Origin of the sequence: Chitinophaga flava (assembly GCF_003308995.1) — a bacterium.
GTDB classification, from domain to species: Bacteria; Bacteroidota; Bacteroidia; order Chitinophagales; family Chitinophagaceae; genus Chitinophaga; species Chitinophaga flava.
Window position 1 is genome coordinate 119,691 of record NZ_QFFJ01000002.1, and the last position, 18,902, is coordinate 138,592.

Here is an 18,902-nt window from a genome sequence, read left to right on the forward strand (position 1 = left end):
GTTTTTTATGATTGTTGAGTGTTTGTTTAATGATCTTCTTTGTTGTAAGGAACAACGAGTACAGGTATACAGGCATGGCGAATAATGTATTCGGCGGTGCTGCCTACCAGCATGTGATTGAGACCGGTGCGGCCGTGAGTGCCAACAACGAGGATGGAGGTATGGCCGTTGTGAGCCTGATCAAGGGTTTCATTTTTCGGGTTGCCAGCTGTTACCTGAATATTGATATTAGCATCAGGGTAGTTGTTTTTGTATGTCTGCAGGATGTCTTCTGCTTCTTTGATTCTGCCCTGGATATCATCGGTAAATACGGGACCGGCTTCTGGAAGGCCCAGGCCGATGCCGATTTCGATCACGGTAAACAATGTTACGGAAGTGTTCATTTTGCCGGCCAGTTCCACGCCTGTGTGGATAACACTTTTGGAGAAGGGCCCCAGGTCAACTGCGATCAATATTTCTGACATATGCGGTGAATTTATTGTGAATAATTATTCATTTTAAAACCGATGGGCGATCAGGCCCTGATAGCATCCCAGCACAGGTCGAAGGTGTGGTTTATCCTTGATCTGGTGAGGGCTATGCCGCTGTAATGGATTTGTTTAACCAGCTCATTCATACTGCCGATGATAAATGTGGCCAGTAAATCTGTTTCAATGTTTTTGATCAGTTGTTCTGATTGTCCCCTGGTGATCAGCGCGTAGAACGGTTCGGTCAGCTGTCTGGCTTTTTCGCGTGTAGCTGCGGTGATATAAGGGGAGTGATAGCATTGTTCCAGGAAAATGAATTCCTCAAAGTTCTGCAGGCGGTAACGGAGTATGTTCATCCAGATATTCCGGAATGCAGGCTTAAACGGCTGCTGCGCATTGTATCCCTTGAAGGAGATGGTAACGGAGTTTTCGCGGCAGGCAGCGAAGAGGGCATTGATGAGCTCATCTTTACTGCTGAAATATACATACAAAGTACCGGTGGCAATACCGGCCTCTTTGGAGATGTCACCCATGGTCATGCCGGCTAACCCCTTTTTAGCCACCAGCTTGAGCACGGCCCTGAAAATCCGGGCATACTTCTTATCGTCTTTCAATTTCACACTACAAATATAAGTGAATAATTATTCACCAAAAATGATAAGTGTCATCTCTTTGTCGTACTTCCGGCAGGAGAGATATTGCCGGATAAATGAGAGCGGAGAACGCTTTGGTGGCTGGATTGTTAGAGAGAATGAGCCGGTGTAAAGTGTTACCGGATTAGTGTTCAACCCCGCCTTTACATTTGGTGGTAAGGTGTGAATGAAGGGCTCCGGATTTAGTGTTCAGCTTCCACCCTTACGTTTGGTGGTAAGGTATGAATGAAAGGCTCTTTTACCTTCCTGCTGGTATGGTGTAAATGAAAGGGGCTTCAAAATAGCAGAAGGATCTGAGGTGAAATATGTTGGGGATGGGTTTTGCAGGAGTAAGTTTTGAGTCTGGGCCGGGAAGGCCCCGGGTATGATTAAACAGAAGGATTTTCCGAGGATAGTGCCAACCCATTCTGATAAACCCCCGTAGTTTATACCACGGGGGTATTAGTTGTTGATTAAATCAGGCTTTGGTGGTAGCCTGGTTTAAACAGCATGTTTAAATTAGTCAACCATTGATTAAAAAAATCCAACTGGCCTGGACAAGCCGATTGGGGTTTAGCTGAGATATTTGTTAGATGTATGCATTTCATTTGTTACTATTTTTCGTAACGCAGTGTTAGTACCGTAATATTACTGGCAATCCATACTGGTTTAGTTAACAGAATCTAAATGGGGTCGGATTAACAAATTTTAAGACCGGTAAAATGACCTGAAATCCTTTACTGGTAAGTGTTTTGAAAGTCGAGGTATTTTTCCACAGTTATCCACATCAATCCACACGCGATATCCACATGAGGTGTGAATAACTAATGAAACGCTCTGCTGGCGCGAAGGCCATATGTTGTGAATAACAGTTTTTTATCGTGAAATACAATACCGTTCGGAAAATGATATCCACAAATCCAAAATTTACGCAGCGAAAAGCCCTGCCAGCAAGGAATAGAGCATGACCCCAAAAAAGTATTTTTGTTGACGAAAATAGAAGCGTGATATCGACACTTTAAAATTTGAAAGAGCTGGTCAATCAAAAAAGTAAATAATCCACACTTAAAACGAGAGAAACAGATAAACAGACGGCATATCGGACATCCACAGCTCCGCCTCCACTGCAGAAACACAGCAGCAAAAAACAAACATGCACAAAAAATAAATGATAGGAAAACGCCGCAAGACAAAGCAGCCACCTAATAAAATCAAAAAACGAAAGAAAACAGGCTATGGCATACTGGCAGCACCATTCCATGGTGAGGATACTTCGATCATTAGTGGCGCTTTTTGACGCGGTTTTACCCCAGGCTATAGGAGCGGGCATACACTAACTGAGTGTACCGGAGCATATACCTAACAAACTTTGTAGAATAAATATCTGATATCAAATTTACCCCTGCTATCATATCGCATCCATCACACTCATCATCCCCTGTAAAAAAAATGCCCTTGCTGAAACAGCAAGGGCTTAAAAAAACATTCACATGTCATCTGCAGAAATAAAAAAGTTACTGACAGATGTAATAAATCAAAGTTGAAGCCTACTAATATCTTGAATAAGATTATGCTAGTGTTTGGAAATTATCATGTCGCTATGCAACCGATTAACTTCCTGTATCGAAGATAGAAATTACATTCTGTATTATTGGTTAACCGTTCGTTAATATAAGCGTATAGCCATCACCGCTGGCTTTACTTGTATCATTTTCCCTTTCCCTGATAGCATTTTCCAGCCGCTTGCAGATGCCGCCGCTTATGTATATTTTTTCCCCGGTGCTATAAAAAATCCGGCGTTATGAAGAACAGAATTGTATTGCTATTATGCATGGTATACCTCTGCCATGGCCTTTCCGCACAGGATATGCCCGACATGTGGACAAAATCGGGGAATAACAACAACACGCATCCCGGCCTGAAATGGTTTACTGAAGCTAAATTCGGACTCTTTATCCACTGGGGACTTTATTCCAAATTAGGCGGCCGCTGGAACGACAGCAGCTACTACGGCAGCGGAGAATGGTTGATGAACCGCGCTAAAGCACCTGCTGATAAGTATGCCCAGGTTGCTGAAACCTTCAACCCGCAAGGTTTTGATGCTGATCAATGGGCTCAGACTGCTAAAGAAGCCGGTATTAAATACATGGTGATCACAGCCAAACATCATGAAGGCTTCAGCATGTTTGATTCCAAAGTGACCGACTTCGATATCGTAGATGCGTCACCGTATGGAAAGGATCCGATGAAAGCATTGGCCACAGCCTGTCGTAATAAAGACATACAATTCGGGTTTTATTACTCCCAGTTTCTCGACTGGCATGAACCCAACGGAGGCGGCAACACCTGGGATTTCAAACTAAAAGACAAAGACTATCAGCAATACTATCGTAGTAAGTCTATTCCGCAACTGAAAGAACTGCTAACCAACTACGGTCCGCTGGGCCTCATATGGTTTGATATGCCCGGAGGCCTTACGCCTGAACAAACCAGACAGATGATAGACAGTCTGCGTTTGTTGCAACCCAACTGCCTCTTCAGCAGCAGGGTAGGCCATGGCCTGGGTGACTACCGCGATTTCGGTGACTCTGAAATGCCACCAGTGCCCATCTCCGGCGCCTGGGAATGTATCTATACACACAACGATTCCTGGGGGTATATTCAACATGACCTCAATTTCAAATCTCCCGCAGAAATCATTCATCTGTTATCTACTGCGGCATCAAAGGGTGGTAACCTGATGCTGAATGTAGGTCCGGATGGAGACGGTAAATGGCCGGCATATTCTGTCGAATACCTGAAAGCCACCGGTAAATGGCTGCAACAGTACGGAGAAAGTATCTATGGCACTACCTATGGCCTGATACCAGCCCAGCCCTGGGGTGTTACGACCAGCAAACCAGGAAAACTGTTTTTGCATGTATGGGAAGCCCCGGCTAACAGACAACTCCGTGTGCCCGGTGTCAATGCTAGAGTAAAATCAGTAAAAATCCTCGGTAGCAATAAAACACTGGCCTTTACACAAGGTGCGGATGAAACAACTATACAACTGCCTGTAACGTTGCCGGATACACGTAATACAGTGTTGGTAATGGAATACAGTGGCGCACAGACTGATCTGTCGCAGCTGCGCACACAAACTGTCAGCAATCAGTACCCACAGGCAGACATTCCTTCCATATGGGCTGTTTACAACGGTGCCGCTAAAAACAAACTGTTTACCTATTCGCATTATTTCGGTGACTGGAAACATGACAACTGCGCCTATGATATGAAAAATCCGGAAGATGCGCTGGTGTTCCCACTCGACATCCAGGAGGCTGGCGATTACAAGATCATACTCGACTACGCCTGCGACCAGTCTGCTGCTTCACAGCAAGGAGTGGTAACACTCACTGGACAGCAACTGCCCTTCCTGACACTGTTTACCGGCGCATACGACAGCCATAAACCTTTTATGTTTATCCAGCATGCCATCGGTATCCTGCATGTAGATAAGCCCGGTAAACACAACCTGACAGTGAAACCTGTATCAGGCAATACAAAGGAGCTGTTTCGCCTCCGGAAGATCATATTGCAACCAGTAAAATAAGTATACCTCTTTAACGCATGGTGACAATGAAACAAATGAAACCATTATGGCTGCTATCTGCAGCGCTGTATTCCACGCTGGCAGTGGCCCAGACCAAACCACCGGCCCGTGACTGGCTCATAGACTCCAAAGGTTATGCGGCCACTGTTACGGAAAAAGGGAAAGAAATTGTACTGAGCAATGGTTTGCTGAGTCGTAGTTTTCGTGTAGCCCCCAACGTGATCTGTACCGATTTCCGTAACCTGACCAGCGGAGAACAGCTACTCCGTTCCGTGAAACCGGAAGCCAGAATCACCATCAATGGACATGACTATCAAATCGGCGGCGCCGGCGGCCAGCGACAACATGCTTACCTGTTGCCCGTTTGGCTGGACAGCCTGCAGTCTGGTAAAACAGATTTTATATATGTTGGCCATCAGCTGACTGAAATTAAACCGGTGCTGAACTGGAAACCCAAAGGCTGGTGTTCCAATCCTCAGCTGCCTACCGGTAAAGCACTGATCTTCACCTATCGTGCACAGACGCCTGAGTTACAAGGTGTCACCGTAAAAGTCCACTACGAACTGTTTGATGGTATCCCGTTGCTGGCCAAATGGCTGGAGATTACTAACGCTGCCGCACAAACGCTGAAACTCGATCAGGTTGTCAACGAAATTCTGGCCACACCGGAAGAAGAATCGACCGTAGTGGGCGAGCCCGACAAGATCCGGACCCCGCACGGGATATATGTGGAAAGCAATTACACTTTCAATAACTCGATGACTGCCAGACTGAGCGATCAGACGACCCATTGGAAAACAGACAGCAGCTATACTTCGCAGGTAAACTATGACCTGCAAACGCCCTGTCTGCTGGAAGTACATCCTAAAGTGCCGGTGGGTATAACACTGGCTGCCGGAGAACATTTTGAATCTATCCGCACCTATGAGTTGTTACTGGATGGTTACGACAGGGAACGCAACGGGCTGGCCAAACGCCGCATGTACCGTACAATTGCGCCCTGGTCAACAGAAAATCCCATCTTCATGCACCTGGTCAGCACCGATCCGGTAAAAGTGAAAAATATCATTGACCAGTGTGCCGCCACCGGCTATGAAGGGGTGATCCTGAGCTTTGGCAGCGGGCTGAACATGGAAGATACCAGTGAAGCCAACATAACAAAGTTCAAAGCCCTGGCCGATTACGCACATAATAAAAAGGTGCTGCTGGGTGGTTATTCCCTCTTTTCGAGCAGGCGTATCAGTGATGAAGATGATGTGATCAACCCGGCCACCGGTAAACCGGGTGGTGCTTTCTTCGGGAATGCGCCCTGCCTGGGCAGCAAATGGGGCCTCGGTTATCTGGCTAAATTAAAACGCTTCATCACCGCTACCGGCTTCGATATTTTCGAAAACGACGGCCCTTATCCCGGCGATGTATGCGCTTCCACCACTCATCCCGGACATGCTGGTAAAGACGATTCTCAATGGAAACAGATACAGCTGCAGAAAGGATTGTATCATTTCCTGAATCAGCGAGGCGTATACATCAACGCACCTGACTGGTATTTCATGGATGGTACCAACAAGATTGCGCTGGGCTACCGTGAAGTCAATTTCTCCTTACCCCGCGCCGAACAGCTGATCCTGAACCGTCAGAATATTTTTGATGGTACCTGGGAAAAAACGCCTTCCATGAGCTGGGGTTTTGTGCCGCTTAGCGAATACCAGGGCGGCGGAGCCGCGGCTACACTGGAGCCGCTGAAAGACCATCTGGATGCTTACGAGCAACTGATGATGCAATATTATGGTGCCGGCGTACAGGCCTGTTACCGTGGTCCGCGTTTATACGACGACGTTAGCACGCAGCGGTTGGTGCAACAGGTGATCAGCTGGTACAAAAAATATCGCGATATCCTCAATACGGATGTGATCCATCTGCGCCGCGCGGATGGCCGCGATTGGGACGGGATCATGCATGTAAGTCCGGTGCTGAAACAGAAGGCCATGGTAATGTTGTATAATCCCACAACGCAGCCTGTTACCCGGGAAATAGCGCTGCCATTGTATTACAGCGGACTTGTCAACAAGGTCAGCATCCGGGAGAAAGAAGGTCGTCCATTATCGTATATCCTTGACCGTAACTATACCGCCCATGTTAAAGTGACCATCCCGGCATCGGGATACACCTGGCTGGTGGCGGAGTAATCCTTTTTTACCGCATAATTATTCAATATGAAAAAACTAATGCTTGCTGTTATTACCTTCCTTTGTTGCCTGCAGATACAGGCACAACAACAGAAGAAGATCTTCAATGAAACGCCGGAGCAGATGGAGAAACGGCTGTCGTGGTGGCTGAATGACCGTTTTGGTATGTTTATCCACTGGGGGCTGTATTCCCTGCCTGCCCGTCATGAGTGGATAAAAAATTATGAGCGCATTACAGACAGTGCTTATCAGAAATACTTCGATAACTTCAATCCCGACCTGTACAATCCGAAGGAATGGGCCCGCATGGCCAAAGCGGCGGGGATGAAGTATGCGGTGATCACTACCAAACACCACGAAGGTTTCTGTTTGTTTGATTCCAAATTTACAGACTACAAAGCCACTAATACGGCTATCAAAAAAGATCTGATAAAGGAATGGGTGGACGCTTTCCGTGCTGAGGGCCTGAAGGTAGGCTTCTATTATTCGCTGATTGACTGGCATCATCCTGACTTTACAATCGACCGTGTGCATCCGCAGCGTGTGAACGATGCCAAAGAGTACGAACGCCTCAATAAAGGCAGGGATATGGCCAAATACCGCACTTACCTGTATAATCAGGTAAAGGAGCTGATGACCAACTACGGTAAAATAGACATTCTGTGGACCGACTTTTCCTATCCGGGAGAAAATGGGAAAGATCATAACGACTGGAATTCCATCGAGCTGATTAAGATGGTGCGTAAGCTGCAGCCGGGCATCATTATCAACGACAGGCTTGACCTGGGTGAGTATGAAGATGGAGGCGATTTTGTGACGCCGGAACAATACAAGGTGTCTGAATGGCCCACCCGCAACGGAAAACGGGTGCATTGGGAAACCTGCCAGACCTTTTCCGGTTCATGGGGATATTATCGGGATGAAACCTCCTGGAAAGACAACAAACAGCTGTTGGTGCTGCTGATAGAATCCGTGAGCAAGGGTGGGAATCTGTTACTCAATGTGGGCCCTACTTCCAGAGGATTGTTTGATGCCCGTGCACAAGACAGGCTGGAAGGTATGGGGGAGTGGATGAAGGTAAACAGCCGTTCTATTTACGGTTGTACAGAAGCGCCGGCAGGTATTCAGCGGCCGGATAATACGCTGCTGACCTATAACCCGGACACTAAGCGGTTGTATGTGCATTTACTGGATTATCCATTGCAGCGGATTGAATTGCCGGGATTAAAAGGCAAGGTGAAATATGCACAGTTCCTGCATGATGGCTCGGAGCTGAAGATGAAAGGTACGGATAAAGGCGCGTTGGCGCTGGATTTGCCGGTACGGAAGCCGGATGTGGAAATACCGGTGATTGAGCTGGTGATGGAATAGATATTCTAAACATTATAGGAGCGGAGCGCGGTGTATGCTATACACGGCGCTCCGCTTTTTTTGCGCAGATATCTGTCGTGATTGTGTGAAACGCAGACCATGTTTTGGTGATTAACATGTTGTCCTGGAGGGAATTATTTCTTTTTGTGAGAAAAGGTATTAATTTTATTGAACCATTTCTTTTTTGTTAAACATTCGGAATGAAGCGCTTTAGCCAGGTTTTCTTGTGTACTGGCAATACTCCCTCAGCTTCAGCATACCAGTTTCGCTGGTATAACCACCTTATGTAGCTCGATTCAGTAATGGGAATGCAATAGTAAAAAGTGATGGTGACTTTTGTGTGGATGGGTTTTAGCTGTTACAGATAATTGTATGGATGCAGGTGTAAAAGGAAGTGGTTGGCAAAAGGTACGGAAAGGGATAAATCATGACTACTTTCCGGGGTTATGTCAATCAGTTCCGGAAAATCAATTTTGAAATAATACAGGTGAAAGTGGTAGAAAAATGCCGGAATTGGTTAAAAAATAATATATATGATTAAATATAATTTGTTAGAATTGTTGGAAGTACCGACTTTCAAGCAATTGATAACTAGTTGATTATAATGCAGTTAATCCTTAAATTATTGATTTCGACCACGTTAATAGTTTAGTATTTTGTCTAATATAGAACAAATTGTATATTAATATTTATTGAAAAACCATATACGTATCCGATTGACTGCTGCTTGTAATTGTATCAAATTTGTTTGGGGTATGGAAACCGTGTGAACTTTCCATTATACAAATAATCAGCCATACCAACTTCCAGACTTACGGTTAAAAATGGAAGATTTTCATGCGAAATATACATAACCCAAAAAGAATAATATGAAAAAAGTGCGGCCTTTAAATGCTGGTCATTTAGGAGAAGGGAAGATTTATGAGGTTGCGGCATTACACAATGAATCAACGAACGTGTTACAACAATTAGCTAAAGATATCTGTAACCTGGTTTTTATGGATATAGAGATACCTGGATTGACCGCGATAGAAGCTGCGAGTATTGTAAAAGCTGCATATCCGGATATAAATGTGATTTTGCTGACTTTGAATGAGAAGGGGAAATCTCTGAAAGAGATGCCTGTTCAGGAAGAGGGGCTGGCGGTGGACCATATACCACCGGTATCCCTGTCAGAGTTTATTACGCAGGTCTATGAGACTGCGATGCAATCTAATCTGGTAGCGGTCAACAAAGTGTTGGCATTTTTCCGGAAAGAACGTGCAAGTTATCACGATCCTTATGGCTTATCACCCCGTGAAAAGGAAATCCTGCGGTGCCTGGTAAGCGGTGATACTTACAAACAGATCGCTGAACACTGCCACATCAGTGTCGGTACTGTACGTTCCCACATTATGAACATCTACCGCAAACTGGATGTGAACTCCCGATCAAATGCCATTGTGAAAGCGATGAAAGAAAATTTGGTGTAATCTCCCCGGATGCCTGTTAACGGAATGTAGTAAAGTCCTAATTGCCAACTGCCTGACCCGCGCCAGCCAATCAGCCAGCTTCTTCTGAAAAATCCAAACACCGATAGCCATGTAAAATGGCCGTCAGTCCGGTTTTTGCCCTACAGGCTCAAAAAACACCGATAAAAGACAAAATAATAGTGAAAGTTATGCAACCGTTTGCATAACTTTCACTATTCTATTTTATTAGCCTGCTGTACACACGTTATGAAAGAAACACCAGGCAGGGAAAATAGGACCCGGCAGGCCGGAAGAAATACCGGTACGTTATGAAAGATCAACAAGATACACAGGCCTGTTTCAAAGGGAAAGACAATAATTGAAAAGCCGGCCATCAACCAACCGGCCAAACATAAGGTTACCAACAGGAGAGATACAATAGAAACGGCCCAACACCGGCCGCCCGAAAGGTTTACCTGGTCAACTTAAAACAACAACCTATTAAACAGGAATATGAAAAGAACAGGATTTTGGTGGATGTTATGGGGCATATTATTATGCAGTCAACTTTCCCGGGCACAACAATCAGCACGGATTACCCAACCATGGGAATATCTTAAAGGAGACCTGGGCGGGATCTGGGAAGCCGTCAGGCCCGCTACTGAAGGCAGTCCTGAATCAGTGCCCCTGTGGCAAAAAGTAACCCTGCCACATTGTTTTAATGCCACTGATGCCGTCAGCCCGGAAGAGAACTACTACGAAGGTCCCGGTTGGTACCGCACTTTGCTGGACATAAACAATCCCTATGCTCAGGGCCGCACCCTGCTGCATTTTGAAGGCGCCGGACAGAAAACTACCGTATATGTATACACGACAAAAGTAGCCTCCCATACCGGTGGCTATGACGAATGGACCGCGGATATCACCGAAGCCGTCAATCGTTTTCTGCAATCACCCGAAGCTAAACGTTTCAAAGGAAAAATACCGGTATCCGTTCGTTGTGATAATACCCGTGACCTGGAAATGATCCCTTCTGATATGTCTGACTTCAACGTGTATGGCGGATTATACCGGTACGTTAATCTCGTATATGCGCCAGCGTTGTCTTTTGAAACGCTGCAGTTGCAGGCGCAAACCGATCCTGCCGGCAATAGCGGCACCCTCACTGTCAGTGCCGCTTTCCGCAACCCCGGCCACCTCTCCGGTGGAACGCTGGAACTGCGGGTACTCGACCCGCAAAACAAAGTGGTCAAAGAGATCCGCCAGGAAATCAGCATACAGCAAGGGCTACAGCAACTGGCAGGTATCTCCCTGAAAAAACCGGTATTATGGTCACCTGACCAACCTCAGTTATATACCATCCATGCAACACTGACCACAGCTGCCGGCACCGCCCAATGGACCGGCCATACCGGCTTCCGCCATTTTGAATTTGTGACACATGGCCCTTTCCTGCTCAACGGTAAACGGCTGCTGCTGCAAGGTACCCATCGTCATGAAGACCATGCCGGCGTGGCTGCCGCCATGACAGAAGACATGATCCGCCAGGAAATGCTGCTCATCAAAAAAATGGGCGCCAATTTCATCCGCCTGGGACATTATCAACAATCACGCACAGTACTGGAACTCTGCGACAGCCTGGGCATTCTCGTATGGGAGGAAATTCCCTGGTGCAGGGGTGGCCTCGGTGGTGAAGTATATAAACAACAAGCCAGAAGAATGCTCACCAACATGATCAGCCAGCATCGCAACCATCCGGCCGTCATCCTCTGGGGACTAGGCAATGAAAACGACTGGCCTGGCGATTTCCCCGAGTTTGATAAACAGCAGATCCGCGCTTTTATGTCGGAACTAAATGTACTCGCTCATCAGCTGGACAGCACCCGGAAAACCACCATCCGCCGTTGTGATTTCTGTAAGGATATTGTAGACGTGTATTCCCCTTCCATCTGGGCCGGCTGGTACCGTGGCCGCTATACGGAATACAAACAGGAAAGCCTGAAGGAAATAGAAAAAGTACCACACTTCTTCCATGCAGAGTGGGGCGCTGATAGCCATCAGGGCCGCTTTGCCGAAGATCCTGAAAAGTTTATCAGACAAGTGGCCACCGGCAAAGGTACCGATGAACGTACCGGCGACTTCGCCCTCACCGGCGGTAATGCAAGAGCCTCCAAAGATGGCGACTGGTCAGAATCCTATGCTGTCAACCTGGTAGACTGGCACCTGAAGGAACAGGAAACCATGCCGCAGCTTACCGGCACCGCTTACTGGGTATTCAAGGATTTTTCCACGCCGCTTAGACCGGAAAACCCGGTGCCTTATGTCAACCAGAAAGGTATTGTGGCAAGAGACCTTACACCCAAGGAAATATATTATGTGTTTCAGTCTTACTGGCTCAAAACCCCTATGGTCCATATTTACGGTCACAACTGGCCTATACGTTGGGGCAAGGAAGGAGAAGCTAAAGAAATACGTGTATACTCCAACTGCCAGGAAGCAGAGTTGTTTGTGAACGGTAAAAGTGCGGGCGTGAAAAAACGCAACAGCCAGGATTTTCCGGCAGCGGGGCTACGCTGGAATGTACCGCTACAGGCTGGCAATAATCAGGTGAAAGTGGTGGCCCGCAACGGCAAACAAACCATCACCGATGAAATAACCTGGCAATATCAAACCGATACCTGGTCTAAACCTGTAAGACTGATGGTGGAAGAAGATAAAACGTTTAGTAACAGCAACACCAGAAAGATCTGTGTAAAAGCGGTGGATGAAAAAGGCGTACTATGTCTGGATGCTGCCAATGAGATCACTTTTTCGCAGGCAGGTGATGGGGTGTTACTGATAGATCAGGGTACGGCCAGCGGTTCCCGCAAAGTGCAGCTGGCTAACGGTCAGGCCTGTATCTACCTGCAGACCGGCGGCCACAAAGGAACAGCCGTAGTCGCTGCCAGTGGCAAAGAACTACAGACGGGGCTAACGACTATTACTTTTTAAGAAGACTCAAACACAACGCGACAATGAAAAAACTTTTTACCGGGATAGGGCTGCTGATATTTTCATGGCAGGCCAATGCCACTACACCAGCGGATTCGCTGCTGAAGCTCTGGTACAGGCAGCCCGCCAAACAGTGGGTGGAAGCATTGCCTGTAGGTAACGGCCGTATCGGAGCCATGGTTTTTGGTGGTATACAACGGGAAGAGCTGCAGCTCAATGAAGGTTATCTCTGGTCTGGAATACCCCGCAACGGCGACAATCCACAGGCCAAAGAAACACTGCCACTCATGCGGCAGCTGTTGGCCGAAGGCAAATACATGGAGGCTGATAAGCTGGCCAAAAAAATGATGGGCACCTACAGTGCCCGTTACGTCACATTAGGCAGCATGTTCATCAACAATGATGTGCCTCATGATGCGGTGAATTACCACCGGGAGCTGGACCTTACCCGCGGTATCAGCAAAGTATCCTATACAGCAGCTGGTGTGGATTATACCCGCGAAGTTTTTTCCAGTTATCCTGCACAGCTGCTGGTAATACGTTATACCGCCAGCAAACCGGGCATGCTGCGTTTTCATACTGTTTTCGCCAATCCGATGCCGCATACCAACAAAGTAGTGAGCAACCACTATCTGGTGATGAAAGGCCGTTGCCCCGAATATGTAGCCAGTCGTGCCTATGAGCCACGCCAGATCGTTTACGGCGATAAGGGTATCAATTACGAGGTACATGTGGATGCCCGCACTACCGGTGGAAAAGTGACTACTGATACAGCTGGTATTACCGTGTCTGGCGCTACAGAGGCGGTGTTGCTGGTATCTGTAGGCACCAGCTATAAAAGCCCGGAAGACTGGGCCGGTGATCCCGCTGCTGCCGCTATGGCACCTTTGAAAAAAGCACAGCCTCTCCCTTATAAAACATTATTACAGGCGCACCTGGCAGACTATCAGCGTCTTTTTAACAGGGTAAACCTTAACCTGGGTACGGATGGCGGCGAACAGCTGCCTACCGATGAACGCTTGCAGGTATACACAAAAAATGGCGGTAACCGCGATCCGCAGCTGACCACTTTATTATATCAGTATGGCCGTTATCTCATGATCGCCGGTTCGCGTAAGGGCGGTCCTGCCATGACGCTGCAAGGCTTGTGGAACAAGGAGATGCAGCCACCATGGGGTTCCAACTATACTATCAATATCAACACAGAAATGAACTACTGGCCTTCCGAAACAGCTAACCTGTCGGAATGTGGCCAGCCGCTGTTCGACTTCATTCATAAGATGGCTAAACGCGGGCGTGTAACCGCTACCGTTAATTACGGTGCCAAAGGATGGACCGCCCACCACAACACTGATATCTGGGCGATGACCAATCCCGCCGGTGGCCTCGATTTTGCTGATCCCAACGGTAACCCTAAATGGGCGATATGGCCTATGGGCGGGGCCTGGCTGAGCCGTCACCTGTGGGAGCATTATATGTTTACCGGTGATAAACAACAGCTCGCACAAATGTATCCCGATCTGAAAGGGGCCGCAGAGTTCATGCTCGACTGGTTGATCAAAGACGAACAAGGCCGGTGGGTGACCAGTCCTTCCACTTCTCCCGAAAATAATTTCCTTATCAAAGATAAGCGGGAAGGCTCTGTAAGCATCGCATCCACGATGGACCTGTCTATCATCCACGACCTGTTTACCAACACCATGCGTGCAGCGGCTGTGTTGGGAGAGGATGCAGATATGGTGGCGCGTATAAAGGAGAAGATGAAAGATATGTATCCATTCCAGGCTGGCCAGCATGGGCAGTTACAGGAATGGTATAAAGACTGGGACGACCCGAACGACACACACCGGCACGTATCTCACGTGTATGGCCTGTTTCCGGGTAATTTTATCAACCCTCGCCGGGATGCGGTACTCGCAGCAGCGGCTAAACGTAGTCTGCTGCTGCGCGGCGATGGGGGCACGGGATGGTCCAAATCCTGGAAGATCAACTGGTGGGCCCGTCTGGAAGATGGTAACCATGCCTATACAATGCTCAACAAACAGCTGTTCCTCGCTGGAGGTCAGGCTGTCAGCGTGGCCGACAACAGTGGCGGATCCTATCCTAATCTCTTTGACGCACATCCGCCCTTCCAGATAGATGGCAACTTCGGGGTAACCTCCGGCATCACTGAGATGTTGCTGCAGAGCCACGATGGTGTAGTCCAACTACTGCCCGCTCTGCCGGATGCATGGCCTTCCGGCAGCGTAAAAGGGCTGAAAGCCCGTGGTGGTTTTGAGGTAGATATGGAATGGGAAAACGGACAACTGACCCATGCTGTAGTACGCTCCGCACTGGGCGGTAATCTGCGCGTGCGTACCAGCAGGCCCGTGCAGATAAATGGTGCTACATCCGCTACCGGCAATAACAACAATCCTTTTTATCCACTACCCATCCCTGTGAAAACAATCGTAAAAGATGCCGGAAAACTGGCCGAGCTGTCTCTTAAAAAGGTATATGAATACGATGTGCCTACAGTGGCAGGCAAAACCTATGATGTAAAATGAGCTTTAAAAAAATAGTACTCAGTATAGCCGTTGGCGTTATAGCCTCAACAGCCATAGCCCAGGTGAAAGGAGATGATGATGGTATCCTCGCCCAGCAGGCAGCTAACCGCGACAAAGCAGCCATCGACTCGGCTGTAAACGGCTGGTGGACAGCTTCTATGAAGGATCATGCCAAACGTATTGCCTGGTGGAGGGAAGCAAAATTCGGATGTTTTATTCACTGGGGCGTATACTCATTAGCTGGTGGAGAATGGAATGGTAAAAAGGTAGATGGATATGCCGAACATCTGATGCGAAAAGAAAAAATCAGTCGCCAGGAATATGCCGATAAACTGATCAGTCATTTTAGCCCGGAAAAATTTGATGCAGATGCCTGGGTGAAAATGATCAGAGATGCAGGGATGCGTTATCTTATCATCACAGCCAAACACCACGACGGAGTGGCCATGTATCCCACTGCTATCGGTGATTACAGCATCAGTCGTTCTCCTTTCAAACAAGACCCGATGGCAGCCCTGTCCGCCGCCTGTAAGAAATATGGTATCCGCTTTGGCTTCTACTACTCCCATGCCTTCGACTGGGAACATCCGGATGCGCCAGGCAACGATTGGGACTACAACAATCCTGGTGGTGATAAAAACCTGTATGGTGGCGCATCCTGGTATGATGTACATCCCGAACTGCTACCCAAAGCAGTAAAATATGTCAATGAAAAATCCATCCCGCAAATACAGGAGCTGCTGCGTAAATATCATCCTGATATACTCTGGTTTGATACACCGCATAAATTACCGTTGAGCGAAAACATCCGCATCCTGCAAGCGATACGGGCTGTGGATAAAAATGTGGTAGTCAACGGCCGGCTGGCCCGTAGTGGCAGCATTTCTTTCGGCGACTACAAAAACACTTCCGACAGACCGGCAGAGTTTTATCCGGTTGATGGTGATTGGGAAGCGATTCCTACTACCAATGAGTCTTACGGTTACTCCCGTTTTGATAACAGCCACAAACCGGCTGCTTTCTTTATCCGGCTGATGTCCAAAGCTGCTGCCAGAGGCGGTAATCTACTGATGAACATCGGTCCCGAAGGCGATGGCAGTATCGATCCTCGTGATACCGTTATCCTCCACAGCATCGGTACCTGGATGCAACAGAATGGCGAAAGTATTTATGGCACTACCGCTACTCCTTTGCCGGTGCAGGCCTGGGGCGGAACTACCCGCAAAGGCAATAAGTTATACCTGCATGTATTCCAATGGGGTAACCCATTGTATGTAGGTGGTATTGCTGGTAAGGTGGAAAAGGCTTATCTGCTCAACAGCAAACAGCCGCTGAAAGTACTCCGCGTAAATCCGAAAGATATCAGTATCAACCTACCGGAAACAGCGCCTGACAGCATCTGCAGCGTGATCGTGCTGGAAATGAAAGATATAAAAGGCGATTCTGTGCGGGTGCTGGATACCCGTAATATTACCAACGTGCTGCGTGCCTTCGATGCTTCACTCCACGGTAAAGGCTTCGGATATGGCGACGGTAAAAAGGCCGCCTACTTTGTACAAGGCTGGAAAAAAACTGACCAGTATATAAGCTGGAAAGTAAGGACTACCCGCGATGCCGTATTTAAAGTCGGCATCAAATACGCCACAGATCAGCCTCCTGGCAATGCTTACGAAATACGCATCGGTAAAAATGTAATCCGTGCCGAAGTGAATGCAGCAAAAAAACAGGAGATCATTACACAGGCTTTGCAGGAAGTTAAGCTGCCCGCCGGAGAATATGAGATCACGGTGAAACCCACGCAGATCAGCGGATCGGAACTGATGAAATTATTTGAAATCACTATGCAACCAAATTCTTAATCGTTATGAAGAAAAAATCCCTGGTGCTTATGGGCTGTTTCCTGCTCAGCAATATGCTGGCGCGGGCAGGCGAGACGGACCATTTTATTCAATCGCTCAAAACAAGTCCTGCTACGGCTTATCAGGCCAACGGCGCTATAGCGCCTGCCACGGTTAAGGTAGTACGAAAATGGAATGGCGAACTGTGTGATGTTCGTGTAGTCAATACCGGTAGTGCTTCCGTGAGGTTGAAAGAAGTGGTGCTGGGAGCAGTAGGTAGGGTATTGGCGCCGGCCACTCCTTTTTATGCAGAAGGGTTTCAGATGCTCACCCAGACTGCTGGCACGCTGGCACAGCCCCAAACTTTAGGTAACTACACCGATGCAGGGCATTATAAAATACCGCAGCCGGAAGGGTATCTGGCGGTGTACAACCTGTTGCGCCTGTATCCTGCCAAAGATGCACAGTTACTGCTGGGATATACTTCCAGCAATCGTTTTGTAGGTAAGTTTTATCTTTCTGCCGATACTATCAAAGCAGTAGTAGATCTGGAAGATCTGGAACTCGCTCCCGGTAAAGAGTTTAAATTGGAAGAGCTGATGCTGCTGAACGGAAAAGATGGCAACAATCTCCTCGATAGGTTTGCTGATCGTATTCATCATTTCCATCCGCGGCTGGAATTTAAGGCCCCGCCTACCGGATGGTGTTCCTGGTATTGTTTCGGCCCCAAAGTGACCGCACAGAATATTTACGATAACCTGGACTATATCAAAACCAATATACCTAACCTCCAATACATCCAGCTGGATGATGGTTACCAGCCGCATATGGGCGACTGGCTGGCGGTAGGTAATTCTTTTGGTGGTAATGTGCAACAGGTACTGCATACCATCCGGGATAAAGGATTTGAGCCGGCCATCTGGGTAGCGCCCTTTATCTGTGACAGCAACTCTGTTATTTTCAAGGAACACCAGGACTGGCTGGTAAAAGACAAAACAGGTAAGCCACTGCGCAGCGACCTTGTTACTTTTGGCGGCTGGCGCCTGAAACCCTGGTATGTGCTGGATGGTACCCATCCACAGGTACAGCAGCACTTTGAGCAGCTGTTCCGGACCATGCGTAACGACTGGGGTGTCACCTATTTTAAGCTGGACGCCAATTTCTGGGGAGCTATCCATGGTGGTGTTTTTTATGATAAAAATGCTACCAGGGTAGAGGCTTACCGTCGTGGTATGGAAGCCATCATCAAAGGTACCCGCGACGCCTTTATTCTGGGCTGTAATCATCCGCTGTGGCCTTCTCTGGGGCTGGTGCATGGTTCCCGCAGCAGCATGGATATTAAACGCACCTGGTCTGTATTTGAACGCTCGGGCCGTGAAAACCTGTACCGTGCCTGGCAAAACGGCCGTCTATGGTGGAATGACCCGGATTGTCTGGTGCTCATCGGTAATATGCCTGATAATGAATTTAATTTCCATGCGGCATTGATATATGCTACCGGTGGTATGCTGCTGAGTGGCGACGATCTCACCAAAATCACGCCCGAACGCCTGAATATGCTGCGTAAGGCCGTGCCGCCGGCTGCCAGGGCTGCAGCATTTGCCAATACTGATTTTGAAGTGGGAGAAGTTAAAACTGCTGAAGGAAAACAAGTAGTGTTACTCAACTGGCAAACATCTCCCAAAAAGTTAACGGTAAAACTGGATAAGCCCTGCGAAATACTGGACTACTGGACCGGTAAAAGCCTGGGTAAACACAACGGTAGTTTTACCATGGAAGTGGCTGGCCACGATGGTAAAGTACTGACGCTTAAATAAAAGCATTCATC

10 protein-coding genes are annotated in these 18,902 nt (G+C 47.8%); 8 read left to right on the forward strand and 2 right to left on the reverse strand.

The annotated features are described in order from the left end of the window. Positions 1–26: 26 nt before the first annotated feature. Entirely contained in the window at positions 27–464 is a 438-nt protein-coding gene (locus tag DF182_RS16785; protein ID WP_113617010.1) for a universal stress protein, read from the reverse strand. Positions 465–514: 50 nt separating this feature from the next. Further along, positions 515–1,087, reverse strand: a complete 573-nt coding sequence (locus DF182_RS16790) for a TetR/AcrR family transcriptional regulator (RefSeq protein WP_147243456.1) — start codon at positions 1,085–1,087, stop codon at positions 515–517. A gap of 1,813 nt (positions 1,088–2,900) precedes the next feature. On the opposite strand from DF182_RS16790, the gene DF182_RS16795 reads away from it, so the two are divergent. From DF182_RS16795 to DF182_RS16830, 8 genes are all read left to right on the forward strand, one after another. After that, positions 2,901–4,691 carry an alpha-L-fucosidase gene (locus tag DF182_RS16795; RefSeq protein WP_245957475.1) on the forward strand — a complete coding sequence of 597 codons (1,791 nt, stop codon included), beginning with the start codon at positions 2,901–2,903 and terminating at the stop codon, positions 4,689–4,691. A gap of 26 nt (positions 4,692–4,717) precedes the next feature. Next, positions 4,718–6,877: an alpha-galactosidase gene (locus DF182_RS16800; RefSeq protein WP_211327154.1), complete on the forward strand. Its 2,160-nt coding sequence runs from the start codon at positions 4,718–4,720 to the stop codon at positions 6,875–6,877. A 27-nt stretch (positions 6,878–6,904) separates the two neighbouring features. Next, a complete protein-coding gene (locus DF182_RS16805; RefSeq protein WP_113617012.1) occupies positions 6,905–8,248 on the forward strand; it encodes an alpha-L-fucosidase in 1,344 nt (447 codons plus the stop codon). Between the two features lie 869 nt (positions 8,249–9,117). Next, complete coding sequence (locus tag DF182_RS16810; protein WP_113617013.1) at positions 9,118–9,720, forward strand: response regulator transcription factor; 603 nt, start codon at positions 9,118–9,120, stop codon at positions 9,718–9,720. 492 nt (positions 9,721–10,212) lie between these two features. Beyond that, positions 10,213–12,690 (forward strand): glycoside hydrolase family 2 TIM barrel-domain containing protein, encoded by a 2,478-nt coding sequence (locus DF182_RS16815; RefSeq protein ID WP_113617014.1) that lies wholly within the window; start codon positions 10,213–10,215, stop codon positions 12,688–12,690. A gap of 23 nt (positions 12,691–12,713) precedes the next feature. After that, entirely contained in the window at positions 12,714–15,236 is a 2,523-nt protein-coding gene (locus DF182_RS16820; RefSeq protein ID WP_113617015.1) for a glycoside hydrolase family 95 protein, read from the forward strand. Further along, positions 15,233–17,095 (forward strand): alpha-L-fucosidase, encoded by a 1,863-nt coding sequence (locus DF182_RS16825; protein WP_113617016.1) that lies wholly within the window; start codon positions 15,233–15,235, stop codon positions 17,093–17,095. Before DF182_RS16820 ends, DF182_RS16825 begins: the two co-directional genes overlap by 4 nt. Positions 17,096–17,100: 5 nt before the next feature. Further along, positions 17,101–18,891, forward strand: coding sequence for a glycoside hydrolase family 36 protein (locus tag DF182_RS16830; RefSeq protein WP_113617017.1), 1,791 nt, complete (start codon positions 17,101–17,103; stop codon positions 18,889–18,891). The last annotated feature ends 11 nt before the right edge of the window (positions 18,892–18,902 follow it).

Bases quoted from the DNA above. Each gene is read 5' to 3' on its own strand.
- DF182_RS16785 (WP_113617010.1), bottom strand. From the start codon at position 464: ATGTCAGAAATATTGATCGCAGTTGACCTGGGGCCCTTCTCCAAAAGT.
- DF182_RS16795 (WP_245957475.1), top strand. From the start codon at position 2,901: ATGAAGAACAGAATTGTATTGCTATTATGCATGGTATACCTCTGCCAT.
- DF182_RS16800 (WP_211327154.1), top strand. From the start codon at position 4,718: ATGAAACAAATGAAACCATTATGGCTGCTATCTGCAGCGCTGTATTCC.
- DF182_RS16805 (WP_113617012.1), top strand. From the start codon at position 6,905: ATGAAAAAACTAATGCTTGCTGTTATTACCTTCCTTTGTTGCCTGCAG.
- DF182_RS16810 (WP_113617013.1), top strand. From the start codon at position 9,118: ATGAAAAAAGTGCGGCCTTTAAATGCTGGTCATTTAGGAGAAGGGAAG.
- DF182_RS16815 (WP_113617014.1), top strand. From the start codon at position 10,213: ATGAAAAGAACAGGATTTTGGTGGATGTTATGGGGCATATTATTATGC.
- DF182_RS16820 (WP_113617015.1), top strand. From the start codon at position 12,714: ATGAAAAAACTTTTTACCGGGATAGGGCTGCTGATATTTTCATGGCAG.
- DF182_RS16825 (WP_113617016.1), top strand. From the start codon at position 15,233: ATGAGCTTTAAAAAAATAGTACTCAGTATAGCCGTTGGCGTTATAGCC.
- DF182_RS16830 (WP_113617017.1), top strand. From the start codon at position 17,101: ATGAAGAAAAAATCCCTGGTGCTTATGGGCTGTTTCCTGCTCAGCAAT.